The organism is bacterium endosymbiont of Bathymodiolus sp. 5 South (genome assembly GCF_900128535.1).
GTDB lineage: Bacteria > Pseudomonadota > Gammaproteobacteria > PS1 > Pseudothioglobaceae > Thiodubiliella.
Window position 1 is genome coordinate 1 of record NZ_FQTR01000031.1, and the last position, 17,034, is coordinate 17,034.

At 39.2% G+C, this 17,034-nt stretch carries 17 protein-coding genes, 1 tRNA gene and 1 pseudogene; 16 read left to right on the top strand and 3 right to left on the bottom strand.

Annotated features, from left to right (window positions below; all coding sequences use genetic code 11):
* A pseudogene (locus BBROOKSOX_RS04650) lies at positions 1–1,874 on the top strand (FISUMP domain-containing protein); the annotation flags it as partial.
* A gap of 58 nt (positions 1,875–1,932) precedes the next feature.
* Here BBROOKSOX_RS04650 and BBROOKSOX_RS04655 read toward each other — a convergent pair.
* Entirely contained in the window at positions 1,933–2,094 is a 162-nt protein-coding gene (locus BBROOKSOX_RS04655; RefSeq protein WP_218973702.1) for a hypothetical protein, read from the bottom strand.
* A gap of 241 nt (positions 2,095–2,335) precedes the next feature.
* Here BBROOKSOX_RS04655 and BBROOKSOX_RS04660 point away from each other — a divergent pair.
* The 12 genes from BBROOKSOX_RS04660 to rnhB all read left to right on the top strand — a co-directional run bounded on the left by BBROOKSOX_RS04660 (position 2,336) and on the right by rnhB (position 13,212).
* Positions 2,336–2,412 (top strand) — tRNA-Met (locus BBROOKSOX_RS04660).
* 63 nt (positions 2,413–2,475) lie between these two features.
* On the top strand, positions 2,476–2,937 hold the full coding sequence (gene rimP, locus BBROOKSOX_RS04665) for a ribosome maturation factor RimP (RefSeq protein WP_139660087.1): 462 nt from the start codon (positions 2,476–2,478) through the stop codon (positions 2,935–2,937).
* A 21-nt stretch (positions 2,938–2,958) separates the two neighbouring features.
* Positions 2,959–4,437, top strand: a complete 1,479-nt coding sequence (gene nusA / locus BBROOKSOX_RS04670; protein WP_139660088.1) for a transcription termination factor NusA — start codon at positions 2,959–2,961, stop codon at positions 4,435–4,437.
* A 47-nt stretch (positions 4,438–4,484) separates the two neighbouring features.
* Entirely contained in the window at positions 4,485–6,890 is a 2,406-nt protein-coding gene (gene infB / locus BBROOKSOX_RS04675; protein ID WP_139660089.1) for a translation initiation factor IF-2, read from the top strand.
* A gap of 15 nt (positions 6,891–6,905) precedes the next feature.
* Positions 6,906–7,244, top strand: coding sequence for a 30S ribosome-binding factor RbfA (rbfA, locus tag BBROOKSOX_RS04680; RefSeq protein WP_139660090.1), 339 nt, complete (start codon positions 6,906–6,908; stop codon positions 7,242–7,244).
* Between the two features lie 104 nt (positions 7,245–7,348).
* The gene (locus BBROOKSOX_RS04685; RefSeq protein WP_139660091.1) at positions 7,349–7,582 is read left to right on the top strand and encodes a hypothetical protein; all 234 of its coding nucleotides are present in this window, start codon (positions 7,349–7,351) and stop codon (positions 7,580–7,582) included.
* Between the two features lies 1 nt (position 7,583).
* Positions 7,584–8,366 carry a hypothetical protein gene (locus tag BBROOKSOX_RS04690; RefSeq protein WP_139660092.1) on the top strand — a complete coding sequence of 261 codons (783 nt, stop codon included), beginning with the start codon at positions 7,584–7,586 and terminating at the stop codon, positions 8,364–8,366.
* Positions 8,353–9,255, top strand: a complete 903-nt coding sequence (gene truB / locus BBROOKSOX_RS04695) for a tRNA pseudouridine(55) synthase TruB (RefSeq protein ID WP_139660093.1) — start codon at positions 8,353–8,355, stop codon at positions 9,253–9,255. Before BBROOKSOX_RS04690 ends, truB begins: the two co-directional genes overlap by 14 nt.
* On the top strand, positions 9,252–9,878 hold the full coding sequence (locus tag BBROOKSOX_RS04700; RefSeq protein ID WP_139660094.1) for a hypothetical protein: 627 nt from the start codon (positions 9,252–9,254) through the stop codon (positions 9,876–9,878). Before truB ends, BBROOKSOX_RS04700 begins: the two co-directional genes overlap by 4 nt.
* Complete coding sequence (purD, locus tag BBROOKSOX_RS04705; RefSeq protein WP_139660095.1) at positions 9,875–11,140, top strand: phosphoribosylamine--glycine ligase; 1,266 nt, start codon at positions 9,875–9,877, stop codon at positions 11,138–11,140. Before BBROOKSOX_RS04700 ends, purD begins: the two co-directional genes overlap by 4 nt.
* Before the next feature lie 195 nt (positions 11,141–11,335).
* Complete coding sequence (locus BBROOKSOX_RS04710; protein ID WP_139660096.1) at positions 11,336–12,655, top strand: Fic family protein; 1,320 nt, start codon at positions 11,336–11,338, stop codon at positions 12,653–12,655.
* The gene (gene rnhB / locus BBROOKSOX_RS04715) at positions 12,652–13,212 is read left to right on the top strand and encodes a ribonuclease HII (protein WP_139660097.1); all 561 of its coding nucleotides are present in this window, start codon (positions 12,652–12,654) and stop codon (positions 13,210–13,212) included. Before BBROOKSOX_RS04710 ends, rnhB begins: the two co-directional genes overlap by 4 nt.
* Here the strand turns inward: rnhB and BBROOKSOX_RS04720 are convergent.
* Together BBROOKSOX_RS04720 and BBROOKSOX_RS04725 are read right to left on the bottom strand one after the other, a co-directional pair.
* Positions 13,181–13,921: a BON domain-containing protein gene (locus BBROOKSOX_RS04720; protein WP_139660098.1), complete on the bottom strand. Its 741-nt coding sequence runs from the start codon at positions 13,919–13,921 to the stop codon at positions 13,181–13,183. The two genes, rnhB and BBROOKSOX_RS04720, sit on opposite strands and share 32 nt — an antisense overlap.
* A gap of 4 nt (positions 13,922–13,925) precedes the next feature.
* Positions 13,926–14,300 (bottom strand): YraN family protein, encoded by a 375-nt coding sequence (locus BBROOKSOX_RS04725; RefSeq protein ID WP_139660099.1) that lies wholly within the window; start codon positions 14,298–14,300, stop codon positions 13,926–13,928.
* 3 nt (positions 14,301–14,303) lie between these two features.
* On the opposite strand from BBROOKSOX_RS04725, the gene rsmI reads away from it, so the two are divergent.
* The 3 genes from rsmI (at position 14,304) to BBROOKSOX_RS04740 (ending at position 16,794) form a co-directional block, all read left to right on the top strand.
* Positions 14,304–15,179: a 16S rRNA (cytidine(1402)-2'-O)-methyltransferase gene (gene rsmI, locus BBROOKSOX_RS04730; RefSeq protein ID WP_139660100.1), complete on the top strand. Its 876-nt coding sequence runs from the start codon at positions 14,304–14,306 to the stop codon at positions 15,177–15,179.
* A gap of 27 nt (positions 15,180–15,206) precedes the next feature.
* Positions 15,207–15,518, top strand: a complete 312-nt coding sequence (locus BBROOKSOX_RS04735) for a (2Fe-2S) ferredoxin domain-containing protein (RefSeq protein ID WP_139660101.1) — start codon at positions 15,207–15,209, stop codon at positions 15,516–15,518.
* A gap of 175 nt (positions 15,519–15,693) precedes the next feature.
* Complete coding sequence (locus BBROOKSOX_RS04740) at positions 15,694–16,794, top strand: PstS family phosphate ABC transporter substrate-binding protein (protein WP_139660102.1); 1,101 nt, start codon at positions 15,694–15,696, stop codon at positions 16,792–16,794.
* The last annotated feature ends 240 nt before the right edge of the window (positions 16,795–17,034 follow it).

Genomic DNA, 17,034 nt, shown 5'->3' on the forward strand with positions numbered 1-17,034 from the left:
CTAATGTCAAAGGCACCATTTTTGGTATAGAAGTGCAACTCTCTGATTCTGTTCGTATGGAGTTTGGTAGTGAAGACAACAACACAGTTGAGCGCAAAACTTACGCACGCTTCACAACCGCACTGCCACTTTCAGACCACGAGTCAATGACAAGCTTTAGCATTAGCAAAAAAGCCTTCCAAAATTCAGACATTGTTAACTTAGGCGATCTTGAGTTTGTAGAGAGAAGTAATAAAATTCGTGTTGAAAAACTCTTAAATGGCGTTACTGTTGTTTTGGGTGAATACAATGCACCTACCAAAGGGGCAAGTTGCACATTATACAACAGCGCTGGCGTTGCCTTAGGTACGAGTCTTACAGGGGATAACGGTCAAGTCGATTTGAAAGGTATAGCCCTCATACCAAGAGGACTTGTTAGTGTGGCTTGTAAAGGAGGTACTTACACTGATGAAGCCACAGGAAAACTTATTGACTTAGGTCAAATGGTTATACGCGCAGCAACAATCTACTCAGGCACAGGTCCATTAATGATGTTGAGCTCACCTTTATCTGAAGTCGCTTATCAATTAGCAGACACTAATTCTGGTGACAGAACAGTCATTGCCAAAGCTATTATGAGACAAAATATTGCTGTCGCCGCTGCCTTTGGTGTTACTGGTATTGATATTACCACCACTACCCCAACCGACATTAACACCAATAAAGCAACTAACGATGATGCGGGTAAGTTTGGCATGGCATTAGCCGCAGTATCACAAATGGGTGAAAACTCAGCGGACTCCAGTCCAGCAGAGACTATTACAGCTTTAGTGGCTGACATGGCTGATGGTAATATTGATGGTCGTGTTGTTGGCAAGCAAACCGTTGATATGACGACTGCTATGAACAACTTTAGTAATGGCGAGGGTGCTAACAACATAACAGATGGAAAAGGCGCTGGTAATGTTATTGGGGTGACTAACTCAGTAGCCTTCATCACTTTAGGCGAAGCCACAACAAATACTTACACCGTGGTACTTAATACACAACCAACAGGCAATGTGACGATTACGCCTAACAGCAATGATACAGGTGCTGCCACCGTGAGCGCCGCCATGACCTTTACTAGTGCTAACTGGAGCACACCACAAACTGTTACTGTGACAGGTGTTAATGATGCTGACGCAACAGATGAAACGGTGACGATTAGTCACACAATTACAGGTGCTGGTTATGCAGGTGTCACTTCTGCTAATGTGATTGCTAGCGTGACTGATGATGAAATTTTCTTTAATAACCTAGTTTACTCAACTGTTACTTCGCCAGATACAGGCAAAGTATGGCTTGATAGAAATCTTGGGGCAACACAAGTGGCAACTTCAAAAACGGATAGTGCTGCTTATGGACATTACTACCAATGGGGTAGAAATGATGATGGGCATGAAAGTAGTTCATCAGCTGCAGTAGCTACAATAGCTTCTAGTATCACCAATGCAGGCAACTTATTTATTACTAGCGATATTGATTGGACAAACGCAGATACTAGTGGCGCACTTAGAACAGTCGCTTGGGCAGACGGCGGAGCTAATGACATTTGCCCAGCAGGCTTTAGCGTGCCAACTGAGGCAGAACTAACAGCAGATACCATCGGAGCCACCACCACGAATATTACTAATATCGACACGGTCTTCTCTAGCTTCCTAAAAATTCCAACTGCTGGCTATCGAAATCGTGCAAATAATGGGAGTTTTCACAGTGCTGGCAGTCTCGTCTTATTGTGGAGTCGAGGTACTAATGGGGTGAAAGCCCATAATTTGAACATCAGCAGTGGAACTGCGACTTCCAGCTACATTGATCATGCTTACGGCTTTAGTGTTCGTTGTATTAAGAATTAAACACTTTGTATAAATAGCATGACCAGCACTAAGAATATAGCATTCAAGTGCTGAGCAGTTATTTGCTTAAAGTATTTAGTGACACAAAAAACCAACTAGAACTTGATTTGGTCGCTTTACTTCGCAGATGTTTGGTAATTTGCATTTGAATGATTTGAGTCATTTTATTAGAGACCTTTGCACAAATAGGGGTGATTAGCAAAATCCAATTTTTGCCCACTTGGTGATTTCTTTAAACCTTGTCCTAGCAGAGCTAAGACTGGGTTTAAAAAATCGCCAAGTGGGTGAAAAGTGGGTTTCTGATGATTGTTCCTATTTATGCAGAGGTCTCTATTAAACAAGATTTAGTCATTAAATAGTATGGTCGTTATGTGGATATGGCGATTTTCGCTAGTTTTTTGAATTAATCTGTGTTTTTAGTGGACATTTGCAACATAAGTGCGTAAAATTACTCCTTTTAGTGCGGGGTGGAGCAGTTCGGTAGCTCGTCGGGCTCATAACCCGAAGGTCATAGGTTCAAATCCTGTCCCCGCTACCAAATGATTACGACCCCCCTTTTTAGGGGGGTTTTTATTAAAGGCTTATTGGTTTATTTTTAAATATGGCAAAAATTACGGATAAAATCGAAGTATTGATTCGACCAGTGATTGAAGACATGGGTTATGAGTTGGTGGGGGTTGAATATGTTGCCAGTGGTAAGCACAGCATCTTGAGGGTCTATATTGATTCAGACCAAGGCATTGGGCTTAACGATTGCGAAACGGTATCGCGTCAATTAAGCAGTATTTTTGATGTAGAAGACCCGATTATGACACAATACAATTTGGAAGTGTCATCGCCAGGTGTTGAAAGACCGTTATTTAATATTGAACATTATCAGCGTTTTTTAGGACAGGATGTTAAATTAAGATTATTAAGGTCGGTCAATGGGCGAAGGAAGTTTAACGGTGCTATTGGCAGCGTGAGCGAGGCTAATAATAGCATTGAGTTGATGACAGACACAGGCAGTTACAAGCTAGACATTGAGTTGATTGAGAAGGCAAATTTGGTGGCGCATTTTTAGTCGCCTATTTTAGGAGAAAAGATGGAAAGTAAAGATTTATTTTTAATGGTTGAAGCAATTTCTAACGAGAAAAACATTACCAAAGAGTGTGTGTTTGAAGCCTTAGAGGAAGCCTTGGCAACAGCAACCAAAAAGAACAATAATATTGATGCTCATGTTGAGATTGACAGAAAAACCGGTGAGTTTTCTACTTTTAGACAGTGGATGGTTATTGAAGATGGTGAAAACTTTGTTGACGATGACGGCACTGAATTTGACCCAGAATTACACATTCATGCAAAAGATACAAATGGTAGTATGGCAATTGAAGACTTTGTACGTGAGCCAATGGAAACCGAAGCCTTTGGTCGTATTGCTGCACAAATCGTCAAACAAGTTATTATCCAAAAAGTTCGTGAAGCAGAAAGAGAAGTGATTGTTGAAGATTACACCCAGCGTATGGGTGAGGTCATTATGGTCACTGTTAAGCGTATTGACAGAGGTAATGCTTATGTTGATATGGGCGGTGTTGACGGCATGATTCCTAAGTTTGATTTAATCCCAAATGAATCAATTCGTAAGAACGACCGCCTAAGAGCCTATATTAAAGAAGTAAAATCAAGCCCTCGTGGGGCACAAATTTTCTTGAGCCGAACTGCACCTGAGATGATGATTGAATTGTTTGAGATGGAAGTGCCAGAGATTTCTGAAGGCGTGATTGAGATTATGGGCGTTAGTCGCGACCCTGGTTTGCGTGCAAAGTTAGCGGTTAAAGCAAAGGACAAGCGTATAGACCCAATTGGCTCTTGTATCGGTATGCGGGGTTCACGCGTTCAGGCGGTATCAAATGAATTAAATGGTGAGCGTGTGGATGTTATTTTGTGGGATGAAGACCCCGCACAATATGTGATTAACGCAATGGCACCAGCAGAAGTCAGTTCAATTGTGGTTGATGAAGACAAAAACTCAATGGATATTGCCGTTGAAGAAGACCAATTAGCATTGGCTATTGGTCGTGGTGGTCAAAATATTAAATTGGCATCACGCTTGACTAATTGGAAGTTAAATGTAATGTCAGTGAGTGAATCTGACGATAAGCAAACCGAAGAAAATCAAAAGATTAGCAAAAAATTAGCTGAGCAATTAGGTGTTGACTCTGAAGTGGCGGGTGTTTTAATTGACGAAGGTTTTGCTAGTATTGATGATGTTGCAGATGCAGATGCTGCTAGTTTAGAGGCGGTTGAAGAGTTTGACGCAACTATGGTTGAAGAATTACAAGAACGCGCTTCTGATGCACAACTTGTACAAGCTTTGGGTGATGCAGAATCTTCTGAAGTCTTAACCAGTGTTAAGGGGGTTGATGAAGACTTAGCACAAGCGCTTATTGAAGCTGAAGTTGCAACAGTAGATGACTTAGCAGAATTGTCGATTGATGAGTTATTAGACATTCAAAAGTTGGACAAGGAAGTGGCATCGGCAATTATCATGACAGCGAGAGAAAATGAAGGCTGGTTTAAATAAGCAAAAAAAAGACTTTTGTTAAAAAATTATATAAATAGGTAAAACATATGGCTACAGTTCAATCATTATCTACAGCATTGAAAAAAACTTCGGATGAAGTTATTGAAATCCTAGTAAATGCTGGTATTGGAGGCAAAACAGCTAATTCTGAGATTTCAGGCGATGAACGCAAAATCTTGATGGCGGGCTTATCTAAGCGTGGGTCAGCCAAATCTAGTATTTCAGTTTCACGCAAACCTAGCACTAAGTCTAGTGATGGCGCAGGTGGCGTTAAGATTCAGGTTAAGAAAAAGCGCCCTATACAAGCACCTATAACGCCCGTGCAAGATGATGCGGCAGTATTGAAAGCAAAAGAGGCCTTAGAGGCTGGTCGTGTAGCAGATGAAAAATTATTAGCACAAGATGCCAAGCGTCAAGAAATGACGCGTTTGCAAAAAGAGGAAGCAGAAGGCCTAAAGAAACAGCAAGAGCAAGCAAAACAACAAACAGAAAAGGCCAAAAAAACGGATGATGCAGATAGTGATGATAAATCGAAAAAACCAAAACGCTTGCGTAACACATCCGGTGCAGACGGGCGTAAGCAGTTACATGTTGCTAAGAAGAACCCAAGTAGAAAACTAAAAAAGAAAGACAGAACGCGTCTTAGCCAAAAAATCCAAGAAGAACAAGCACAGCATGGCTTTCAAAAGCCAATTGAAAAAGTGGTTCGCGAAGTCTCTATACCTGATAATATCAAGGTTAGCGATTTAGCACAAAAGATGGCTACCAAAGCGGGAGAGGTGCTAAAAGTATTGATGGGTATGGGCGTAATGGTAACACTTAACGATGTCATTGATCAAGATACTGCGCTTTTAGTGGTAGAAGAAATGGGACACACAGGCGTTGTTAGTAAAAAAGAAACCATTGAAGACAAGTTAATCGAGAAGTCAAAAGCAAGTGGCGATGAAAGCACTAGACCGCCAGTGGTTACAATTATGGGTCATGTTGATCATGGCAAGACATCACTACTGGATTATATTCGTAAGGCAAAAGTTGCCGATGGTGAAGCAGGTGGTATTACTCAGCACATTGGTGCTTATCAAGTACATGCAAAAGATGGCAAGATTACTTTTGTTGATACGCCGGGGCACGCAGCGTTTTCGAAAATGCGCTCTCGTGGCGCTAGTACCACTGACATTGTTATCTTAGTAGTGGCAGCAGATGATGGTGTTATGCCACAAACAATTGAGTCGATCAAACATGCAAAAAGCGCCAAAGCGCCCATTATTGTGGCAATTAATAAAATTGATAAAGAGGGTGTCAATCTTGACAAGGTTAAGCAAGAGCTTTCAGTGCATGATGTTATTTCAGAAGAGTGGGGTGGAGATGTGATGATGATAGGTGTATCAGCACATACGGGTGAAGGCATTGATGCGCTATTAGATGCTATTACGCTCACTGCTGAGATTTTAGAATTTTCAGCAGTGACTCAAGGTCCAGCACAAGGCACGGTATTAGAAGCACGCTTGGAAAAAGGTCGTGGCAAAGTAACAACTATTCTTGTGCAATCAGGCACCTTAAAGAAAGGCGATATTATGATTGCCGGTTTGGAATATGGCAAGGTTAAGCAAATTGTTGATGACCAAGGCAATATTTTAAAAGAAGCGACGCCTTCAACGCCAGTTGAAGTGCTTGGTTTGTCAGGCGTGCCGGATTCAGGTGATGAAGTTTTGGTGGTAGAATCTGAGCGTAAAGCGCGTGAAGTAGCCGACTTTAGAAAGGCGCGTGACCGCGAGGCCGAGTTGCAAAAACAACAAGCTTCGAAGATGGATAACTTCTTACAAAAGATGGAAGAAGGCGACATATCAACAGTTAATGTACTTTTAAAATCTGATGTTCGTGGCTCAGCGCAAGCATTGGTTGAAGCTTTAGAAGAATTATCAACAGATGAGGTAAGGGTTAAAGTAGTTTCTAGTGGTGTGGGTGGTATTAACAACACCGATATTAACTTAGCAGCTACTTCTGATGCTTTGGTGCTTGGCTTTAATGTGCGTGCCGATGCTATGGCGCGTAAAACAGCAGACAAAGAAGGGGTGCGCATTGAATATTACTCAATTATTTATAATTTAATTGATGATGTTAAAGCCATTATGAGCGGACTGCTTAGCCCTGAACTTAGTGAAAATATTATCGGTATTGCTAATGTAAAAGAAGTATTTAAGTCGCAAAAATTGGGTGATATTGCTGGTTGTATGGTTGAAGAAGGGGTCGTTAGAAAAGACTCGCCAATTCGTGTGTTGCGTGATAGTGTGGTTGTATTTGAAGGTGAATTAGAATCTCTAAGACGCTTTAAAGACAATGTTAAAGAAGTTAAATCAGGTACTGAATGTGGTATTGGTGTTGCTGGTTACGATGTTGAAGCAGGCGACCAAATTGAAGTTTTTGAGCGTGTTGAAAGTGCCCGTACTTTATAGACGCATTTTTAATTAATGGTAGAGCAACCTTCCTATAGAGTTGAGAGGATTAACGAGTTGATTCGTCGGGAACTGGTGATGTTGCTAAGACAAGAAACCAAAGATCCAAGATTGCAAGTAGTGCGCATTACCGATGTTCTCGCCAGCCGTGATTTGAGCAGTGCTAAGGTTTTTTACACCGTACCCGAAGAACAAAAAGATATGGTTGTGGCTTTGTTAAAAAAAGCCAGTGGCTTTTTCCGTTCTCGTCTTTCAAAAACACTAGACTTACGACACACACCAGAACTCAAGTTTATTTATGATTCAGCACCAAATACGGGTGCTAGAATTGATGATTTATTAGCCAAGCTTTAGAGGGGAATATTGATGCAGACAGCCTGTATTATTGTATAATGCCACACGCTTATTAAGTATAATGAATTATACTTAATAATATTTTGGTGCGAAGAGATGAGAGTATGTCAATAAAGGCTTGTTTAAAAGAAAAGATGGGTTACTCCAAATTTTATTATAATCCAGAAATAACAAAAATACATAACAATGCAGATGCTAGAGTCGAAAAACCGTTTTCTAGTAGCCGTGTTGATGACAAAAGCAAGGGCTGTGTTCAGGTGGATAGTAATAACAAAAATTCCTATCACAAACTTAGTAGTGATGAACTACACGCCAAAGCCTTATTAATATCCCAATAGCATGGCGGGTATTATTGGTTTGCTTGAGCAAGAAATGCAAGCAAGCATTCAAGATATTAACAAAGATTCTGATTCTGAGATAACACTTGAAGATGTTAAAGTATGGTTTTTTGAAACAGAAAAACTCATTCGAACAATCGCAAATCTTTCTTTGGAAGTTACATCCCAACAGGGTATTAACCAATTGCGTTATGCTGCACACCATATTCTAAAAAGCGATAAACCAGAGGACACTATCGAAGCATATAAGCATTGTAAGCGCGCTTATTATGACACACTTGATTTATTTATTCTAACACTTAATGATAGATTTGTAACATCCTTAGTCTATGTTGAGGATTTAGAAAAGCGTACAAATATTGCTGAAAAATTAAAAAAAATATTGATCAAAATCCAGGCTGAGCGTTTTAAGACTCAGGCTAGAGTTGATTACTATGCTATCATTCAGTCGCAGTTAATTGAGGGTTTAAATCTGTTAGAGGAATTATCATTAGCAGTGTCAATTTCCTCTGACATACAAAAATTACAAAAAGTTATAGATGAAAATGAACAATTAAGAGATCATAATAATAAATTAGAAAGTGATGCAGAAAAGCATATACAAAAACAGAGTGCTAAAATAACAAAAAGCAGTTATCTGTTTGCAATACTGATTGCGATATTAACGCCTGTTGGGTTATTATTTCAAGGGTCATTAACTGATTATTTTCGTGATCCTATAACAAAAGTTGAGCACTCGCTTAATTTAGATAAAGCCCCTACCCCGCCCATTGGCAAAAAATAAAAAAGGCAGAGAAATTAACGGTATTGTCTTGCTTGATAAAGACACAGGACTGAGTTCCAATGCCGCATTACAAAAAGTCAAGCGCTTATTCTTCGCTAAAAAAGCAGGACACACAGGCGCATTAGACCCACTTGCTAGTGGTATATTGCCGATTTGTTTAGGACAAGCCACCAAGGTTGCGGGATTTTTGCTGAATGATAATAAGCGTTATTTTGTGCGTGGGCAGTTAGGGCAAGTAACGGATACGCTGGATTGTGAAGGCGAAATCACTGCTACAAAAGATTTTAAGCGACTTGATGAGGTGCAAGTGAGGGCGGTTGCGCTCAGTTTTCAAGGTGATATTGAGCAAGTGCCACCGATGTATTCAGCGCTTAAAAAAGATGGACAGCCTTTATACAAACTTGCCAGGCAAGGCATTGAAATTGAACGCAAAGCGCGCTTAGTCACCATTCATCAGCTTGATTTTTTGGACTATGAAAACGGTATTATCAGTTTAGAAGTGTCGTGCTCAAAAGGCACTTATATTCGTTCATTGATTGCTGATATCGGTGATAAATTAGGTTGTGGTGCCCATGTTATCGAGCTCAGACGCACAGGGTTTGCACATGTGGATATTGCACAAGCCATTAAGTTTGCTGAATTGGAAGCCTTGGTAGGCGATGATTTTGCACAATTGGATGCTAAGATTTTTAAAAGTGAAGATTTATTGCCAAATATTCACAGTGTTCGTGTTGACGAACAGCAAGGTATTGATATTCGTTATGGTAGAAAGATTAAAATTGAAAATCAAGTCGATAGTTTGGTTAAAATGTTTGACGAAAATGCCATTTTTCTAGGTATTGGGCAGATAGAATGTGGCTATTTACAACCTAAACGATTATTCATATGAAAAAGAAAGACGCACTTGTTGGTTATTATTTTAATAACAATTTGATGCATTCCATCAAAGGCGATAAAAGCCTGCGTGAGAGTGTTTATAATCGTGAGCGAGCGTTTAACAGTGTGGATGAAAACCTGGAGCAGCTCTCACAAGTTTGGTTAGATTTATTACTTAATACAGGTGTTTATCGCTTGGGCATTGGGCTTAATAATGCTGAGGTGCGTGTGGCAAGTATATTTGACCCGTTTAATACCGAAGTGCATTTGGCAGATGATTTGCTTAATCCTGATTATGTGGATTTCCATTTCAACAAAATCCCTTTAAAGAAAAAAAGTCAATTGATTAAACGCATTTATAAGATGCTTGAAAATGATGAAGTATTTAGTATGCTTTCTCTGCAGTGGCAGCAATCTTTGCATGAGCGTAATCAAAGTATGCAAAAATTAACCAATATTATTGATCTGCGTTTTATTTTAAAAAATCTCAGCAAGTTGCGACATCTTGAAGGTTATTACTTGCGTTCAGTGACGATTAATTTGTTTAATTCAACGGTGTCAATGTCGTTTAATTGTGATGGCACTCAGATTATGTCACACAAGAAGTTTAAAGAATTTATTGAGGAATACATATGAAAGTATTAGTAATTGGTAGTGGTGGTCGTGAGCATGCGTTAGCTTGGCAGTGTGCTAAATTTGATAGTGTTGAAGAGGTATTTGTTGCACCGGGCAATGCAGGCACGGAATTAGAAGGCAAGCTCACAAATGTTGATATTGGCGTTCAAGACATTAGTGCCTTGATTGACTTTGCTAAGCGTAACGATATTGGTATTACCATCGTAGGTCCTGAGGCGCCACTTGTGATTGGCGTAGTGGATGCATTTCAAGCGCAGGGCTTGAGCGTGTTTGGACCAACTCAGGCAGCTGCACAATTGGAAGGATCAAAAGCATTTTGTAAAGACTTTCTTGATAGAAATAATATTCCAACCGCTTTTTATGGTGTTTTTACCGAGGTAGAGTTGGCAGTAAAATATGTCAAGGAAAAAGGTGTGCCGATTGTGATTAAAGCCGATGGTTTGGCTGCAGGTAAGGGCGTGATTATTGCTAATACCCAACAAGAAGCAACGGATGCTATTAATGATATGCTTGAAGGCAATCGTTTTGGCAAAGCAGGCTCGCGCGTGGTGGTTGAAGAATTTTTGAGTGGAGAAGAAGCCAGTTTTATTGTGATGGTTGATGGTAAAAATATTTTACCAATGGCAACTTCACAAGACCACAAAGCCAGAGATAATGGCGACAAAGGCCCGAATACAGGCGGCATGGGTGCTTATTCGCCAGCACCAATTGTGACGGATGAAATTTTTCAAGATGTCATGGACAGCGTTATTCGCCCAACAGTAGACGGTATGGCGGCTGAAGGTAATGCTTACACTGGATTTCTATACGCAGGCTTAATGATTGATAGCAACGGTAAATCCAAAGTGTTGGAATATAATTGTCGTTTCGGCGATCCAGAAACGCAACCGATTATGATGCGCCTTAAATCCAATTTGGCACAATTGTGTTTATTAGCCACACAACAAAAATTAGGTCAAGCGAAGATTGAATGGGACGATCGTTCAGCCATGGGTGTAGTTTTGGCGGCAAATGGTTACCCAGATGTCTATCCTTCGAATGAGATCATTGGCTTACCAGCAGACAATGAATCAGCAAAAGTATTTCATGCTGGCACCAAGATGGATGGTGATAATGTTGTTTCAAATGGTGGGCGCGTGTTATGTGCCACTGCAATGGGTGCAGACACCAAAGATGCACAGGCAAATGCCTACGCATTACTAAAAGAAATTAATTGGCCAAGCGCCTATTATCGCACAGATATTGGCTTCAAAGCAATTTGACAGATTTTTTAAGTTGAGTTAAAAACCGATAGTTCGAAATAATATATACTTATATTTACACTAACTATCAGTGTAAAAAGTTGAATAATCCCTGTTTAATCAATGGTAAACATCATTAAAAATAATTAACTATCGGTTTTTAAAAAACCGATAGTTAATGTTATAATGTGCTTTTATTTTAAATAATTGTTTATTATGAAAATTGTATCACCGCCTAAGTTGCCAGCTATAGAGGAGTTGGTTAAATTAGTCACTGAGAAACTCCAGTCCGGTGTGATGCCATCTGTAGTTGATGAAAAAAGGCGTTATTTGCACTGGGATAAAGTTAGACATCTAAAAACCCCTGAGAAATTTTACAGTATTGAGCAGTATTGGCATTTTTTGAAATTTTTTCGTATAGGGCAACAAAAGTTATTGCCTTTTACCGAAGAATTTTTTTATATTTTGACAGACGATATTCAAAAAAATATCCACGAAATAGACTCTCAGATGCACGGTTCTATCGAAGCCAAAAGCATTGGAAAAGACAAGGATAAATACATAATTCGTTCATTGATGGATGAGGCAATTAGCTCGTCTCAACTTGAGGGGGCGGCAACCACTAGAAAAGCTGCGCGTGATATGTTAAGGCACAATAAAGAGCCTGAAAATTATTCGCAACGCATGATTTATAACAACTACCAAGCGATTAATTTTATTGATACACACAAACACGATGATTTAACACCCAAGTTAATACTAGAATTGCACAAAATTGTTACCGATAACACCATAGACAATCCTGATGATGAAGGCATGTTTAGGCGAGATGATGATATTAATGTGGTTGACAATCGCACAGGTAATGTCTTGCACAGCCCCCCAGAACACCAATCGTTGCCCGATAGAATGAAGGTTCTGTGTGATTTCGCCAATAACAATATGCCAAATTCTTTTGTTCATCCCATTGTTAAAGCGATTATTGTGCATTTTTCTTTGGCGTATGACCACCCTTTTGTCGATGGTAATGGGCGTACTGCACGCGCTTTGTTTTACTGGGTGGTGCTAAAAAACAATTATTGGCTGTTTCAATATATTACGCTATCAACCTATATTAAAAAAGCATCAAGACAGTATGGTGAATCATTTTTAATGGTTGAAAGTGATGGTTTTGACTTGACTTACTTTATTAATAGCCAACTAAAATTCATCAATCAAGCGATTAAGGGTCTGTTTGACTATGTAGACAAAAAACAAAATGAACAAAGCAATGCACTAGATTTACTAAGTGCTTATTTAGCAGATGGCAAACTCAACTCACGCCAAGCGATGATTATTCAACATGCTATCAAACATCTAGGTGCGGTTTATACCATTGAAGGGTATAAAATCTCTCAAAATATTGGTTATGCAACGGCTAAACTGGATTTAAAAGGGTTGGAAAAATTAGGACTTTTGCAACAATCTAAGCGTGGGCGTGCCTTTATTTTTATTGCGCCAAACGATCTAGAACAACGCATTAAAGAGTACCAATGATTATTGTTGGTGTTGATGAGGTAGGCCGAGGTTGTTTGGTGGGCAATGTGGTGGCTGGTGCGGTGATACTGCCAGATGATTTTTATTTACCTAGACTCACCGATTCAAAAAAACTCAGCGCAAAAAAGCGCGAAATCCTATATGCACAAATTACCAAACAATGTCAATGGGCATTAGGCGAGTCAAGCGCAAGTGAAATCGATAACATTAATATTTTGCAAGCCACGATGTTGGCAATGAAGCGAGCAGTTGGGGCGCTCAATGTGCAATTTGACCAAGTATTGGTAGATGGCAATTGTTGTCCAGAGCTGAATAATTGCACCGCAATTGTTAAAGGTGATTTAATTGAGCCGGCGATTTCAGCGGCTTCAATTATTGCAAAGGTAAGTCGTGATAGGCAGATGGTAGAATTGGACGCATGTTATCCTGAGTATGGTTTTGCCCAACACAAAGGGTATGGTACAAAACAACATTTGAGCGCTTTAGAGAAGTTTGGTGCGATTAAAAATCAGCATCGTTATTCGTTTACTCCGGTGAAAAATTTGTCCCGCTTTTAGAGTCTAATGCCCTTATTTGACGACGCAATTCTGCTTTTTTAGCTTCAAGAATTTCAAGCTTTTTTGCAACTCTAGCTTCTTTCTCGGCCTGTAGTTTCTTTTCTTTTTCGCGCTGAATTTCTACAGCTGGACGAGTTTTTAAGTAGTGGAATAATTTAACAACGCGTTGTACGCCATTTGCTTTAGATGCGACTTTGGCAGCTTTATTGGCTTCACGCAAGGTTACTTTTCCCATTAAATAAACGCTGCGATTTTCAGTCATAACTTTGACATGTATTGGGTTAAAAACATCTTGATTGAGGAACAGCACTTCAATTTGAGCCGTAATTGTTGAGTCTTTAGCCCTGCTTAATATTCCACTATTTGGTGCAATGCGTAGCTCATCAATAACCCTACTAATCTTAAAATCTTTGAGTGGTATCTGCGTCACAACATAGTTGCGTATGCCCTCATTAGGCACTTCCCCTGTTACTAACACTTCTGCGTCATAAACCATATAATTTAAATGCGCATCTTTTGTCTTTTTATCTTCTTCTTCGGTATTTCCAGCAAGTAGACTAAATGATATGCTGTTGTCATCAAGAATTTCACCAGCAGTGCGCCTATCGTTAGAAGTCACAATAACTGTGCTAACTACTGATGAAAGAAGACAACTGCTTAAAAATAGTGTGCTGGTTATTATTATGGCAGGTAGAATAATTTTTTTCATAATTTTAGGGTGCTTCAAAGGCGTCTTTTATCCAATCAATTTTAGGATATTTTAAATCAAATTCAAGCCCAACAACATCAAACCGACAGATAAAATCGTCATATTCTAGATGTTTTTGCAAAAAAACTTCAGCAGTTCGGATGATTTTTGCTTGCTTAGCGTTATCAACGGTGTTACTTGCCAAACCAAAATGCGTATTGGCACGATAACGAACTTCAACAAAAACTAATGTTTGCTCCAATTTATCAAGCATAATAACATCTATTTCACCAAGCTTAGTTAAATAGTTTTGTTGGATAAGCTCTAGTCCGTTTTCTTTTAAATATTGAAGGGCTAGATTTTCTGCTTTATTGCCTGTTTGTCGTTTTAAACTAAACATATTATGCCTTTATATATTGTTGCTACACCGATTGGAAATTTAGATGATATCACTTTTAGGGCGATAGAAACGCTCAAAAATGTGGATGTCATTCTAGCAGAAGACACACGCCATAGTAAAAAACTACTCAATCATTACGATATTGACACACCCATGCAGGCTTTTCATGAGCATAATGAATCTGCCAAAACAGCCGATATAGTGGCACAATTATTGGCAGGAAAAAATATTGCACTGATTAGCGATGCAGGCACACCACTTATTAGCGACCCAGGTTATGTGCTGGTTAGTGAAGCAAAAAAAGCCGATATAGAAGTTTCACCCATTCCAGGTGCATCGGCAATGATTAGTGCTTTGTCGGCCGCTGGCATTGCCAGCGACCATTTTAGTTTTATTGGATTTCTACCCGCCAAACAGACACAACGCTTAAAAACCATACAGCTCAACGCACAGCTTGATGAAACACTTATCTTTTATGAATCTCCCAAGCGTATTCTTAGCTGTGCCAATGACTTATTGCAAGTATTAGGCGGTGAGCGAATCGTGTGCTTTGCTAAAGAAATTAGCAAGTCTTTTGAAACTATCAAGACGGCTACTTTACCAAGTTTAATTGAATATTTGAGCACAGACCAGAGTCATCAAAAAGGTGAATTTGTCATACTAGTCTCAGGTGTTGATAAAAATAATAAAGTTGATGGCGAAGCACAGTTGAGTAAAATTTTGCCAATTTTGCTCACAGAAATGGGGGCATCCAAAGCCGCAAAACTTGCTGCCAAAATAACAGGCATTGACAAAAAACATTGTTATCAACGAGCTATTTTAGCTTCGTCTTTGTCCCCTTCTACTGCACTAGATGCTAAAAAAGACTTAATCTCATAAGTGTTTATATTGAGTTAAAATAATCAAATGAATCACTATACACGACATATTTTCTTTTGTAATAATAGGCGTAGAGATGGCACAGCCTGCTGTTCACAACTCAACGCTAAACAAATGTATCGTTATGCCAAAGACAAATGTCGCCATGAAAACAAACTGGGCGCAGGCAAAATTGGCATCAGCGAATCTCGTTGTTTAGGGCGCTGCGAACACGGGCCAGTCGCTGTGGTATATCCCGATAATATTTGGTATCAATATATTGATGAAGATGATATTGATGAAATCATCAATAAGCATTTAATAGCAGGTAAGCCAGTTAATAGATTAAAGATTGATTAAAGGCGAGTGAGTTCAACCATTAAAGCGCCCTCACCATTATTGCTTTTGTTGTTAGCAAGCATATTCTAGATCTCTTAGTAAACCCACTTAGGTATAAATAAACTTTATTGTCATAATTATGTCATATTCATTGATTAAACTTTGCCCATAATTTAATAAAAATGGAGAAAAACATATGATAAATAATTATAAATTAGTAACAACATTTGCCTCTATAGCCGCGATGACTTTGTCTATGTCATCTTATGGAGCCTTAGTTTCTAGAAGTCATATTGATATAGTTGGGTCGTCAACGGTTTATCCCTTTGCAGCAGTAGTTGCTGAAACTTATGGGAAAAATACGGGTTCTAAAACGCCAAAAATTGAGTCTACTGGTTCTGGTGGTGGCATGAAGTTGTTTTGTGCTGGGAACGGTATTGCTACGCCAGATATTACCAATGCTTCTCGTAGGATTAAAAGTAGTGAGTATAAAAAATGTCAGAAAAATGGTGTTAAGGACATTATTGAAGTTAAGATTGGGTTTGATGGTATCGCTGTTGCTAATTCTAAGGAAAGCCCAGTTTTCAACTTGACTCGTAGAGAATTATTTTTAGCACTGGCTAAGCAAATTCCAACTCTAAAAACAGGCGAACTGGTTGATAATCCATATACAAAATGGAGTGATATTAACGCAAAGTTACCTAATACAAAAATTGAGGTATTGGGCCCACCGCCAACATCTGGAACACGCGATGCATTTGTAGAATTAGCGCTACAGGGGGGGTGTTTTACTTATAGCTGGATCAAACAAATTAAAAAAGATTCAAAAATTGCTAAAAAATCTGGCAACAAGTCCCTTGCTTCTCAGCTAAAGAAAAAATATAAAAGTATTTGCCATTCAATTCGCGAAGATGGTGCCTACATTGAAGCGGGAGAAAACGACAATCTTATCGTTGAAAAATTAAAGACAAATCCTAACGCATTGGGCATTTTTGGGTATAGTTTCTTAGACCAAAATAGCGATGTAGTTCAGGGTGCTATTATTGATGGTGTGAAAATTGATTTTGAAGCAATCGCCAATGGTTCATATCCAATCTCAAGACCTTTGTATTTCTATGTTAAGAAAAGTCATATTGGAAAGGTGCCGGGCATTAAGGAGTTTATTGCTGAATTTACCAGTGAAGATGCTTGGGGCGAGGACGGATATTTGACTGATAAGGGGCTAATACCGCTATCTGATAGTGAGCGCCAAAATATGAGTCATTCGGCCAATCATCTAATACCACTTAAGATGTAAGCGCTACATCGCGTTAAATCTGGCGACTGAATTAAGTTGGTCGCCACTTAAAAAGACTAAAATGAATTCGTTTTAGCCTTTTTTATAGGTATGTTTAACGGAAGTTGATAAAGAATAGTTAGTCGCCCCTTAAAAACCACTCCAAACAAACCAAAACCACCCATTTTTCCAACCATCTAAATCAACAAAACTGCTTTTTATCCAGTACCGCAAAAAACCTTAGGTATTTTACAAAAAATA

Excerpts from the sequence above, each read along its gene's own strand:
- rimP (WP_139660087.1), top strand. The coding sequence starts at position 2,476 with ATGGCAAAAATTACGGATAAAATCGAAGTATTGATTCGACCAGTGATT.
- nusA (WP_139660088.1), top strand. The coding sequence starts at position 2,959 with ATGGAAAGTAAAGATTTATTTTTAATGGTTGAAGCAATTTCTAACGAG.
- infB (WP_139660089.1), top strand. The coding sequence starts at position 4,485 with ATGGCTACAGTTCAATCATTATCTACAGCATTGAAAAAAACTTCGGAT.
- rbfA (WP_139660090.1), top strand. The coding sequence starts at position 6,906 with ATGGTAGAGCAACCTTCCTATAGAGTTGAGAGGATTAACGAGTTGATT.
- BBROOKSOX_RS04685 (WP_139660091.1), top strand. The coding sequence starts at position 7,349 with ATGTCAATAAAGGCTTGTTTAAAAGAAAAGATGGGTTACTCCAAATTT.
- BBROOKSOX_RS04690 (WP_139660092.1), top strand. The coding sequence starts at position 7,584 with ATGGCGGGTATTATTGGTTTGCTTGAGCAAGAAATGCAAGCAAGCATT.
- BBROOKSOX_RS04700 (WP_139660094.1), top strand. The coding sequence starts at position 9,252 with ATGAAAAAGAAAGACGCACTTGTTGGTTATTATTTTAATAACAATTTG.
- purD (WP_139660095.1), top strand. The coding sequence starts at position 9,875 with ATGAAAGTATTAGTAATTGGTAGTGGTGGTCGTGAGCATGCGTTAGCT.
- BBROOKSOX_RS04710 (WP_139660096.1), top strand. The coding sequence starts at position 11,336 with ATGAAAATTGTATCACCGCCTAAGTTGCCAGCTATAGAGGAGTTGGTT.
- rnhB (WP_139660097.1), top strand. The coding sequence starts at position 12,652 with ATGATTATTGTTGGTGTTGATGAGGTAGGCCGAGGTTGTTTGGTGGGC.
- BBROOKSOX_RS04720 (WP_139660098.1), bottom strand. The coding sequence starts at position 13,921 with ATGAAAAAAATTATTCTACCTGCCATAATAATAACCAGCACACTATTT.
- BBROOKSOX_RS04725 (WP_139660099.1), bottom strand. The coding sequence starts at position 14,300 with ATGTTTAGTTTAAAACGACAAACAGGCAATAAAGCAGAAAATCTAGCC.
- rsmI (WP_139660100.1), top strand. The coding sequence starts at position 14,304 with ATGCCTTTATATATTGTTGCTACACCGATTGGAAATTTAGATGATATC.
- BBROOKSOX_RS04735 (WP_139660101.1), top strand. The coding sequence starts at position 15,207 with ATGAATCACTATACACGACATATTTTCTTTTGTAATAATAGGCGTAGA.
- BBROOKSOX_RS04740 (WP_139660102.1), top strand. The coding sequence starts at position 15,694 with ATGATAAATAATTATAAATTAGTAACAACATTTGCCTCTATAGCCGCG.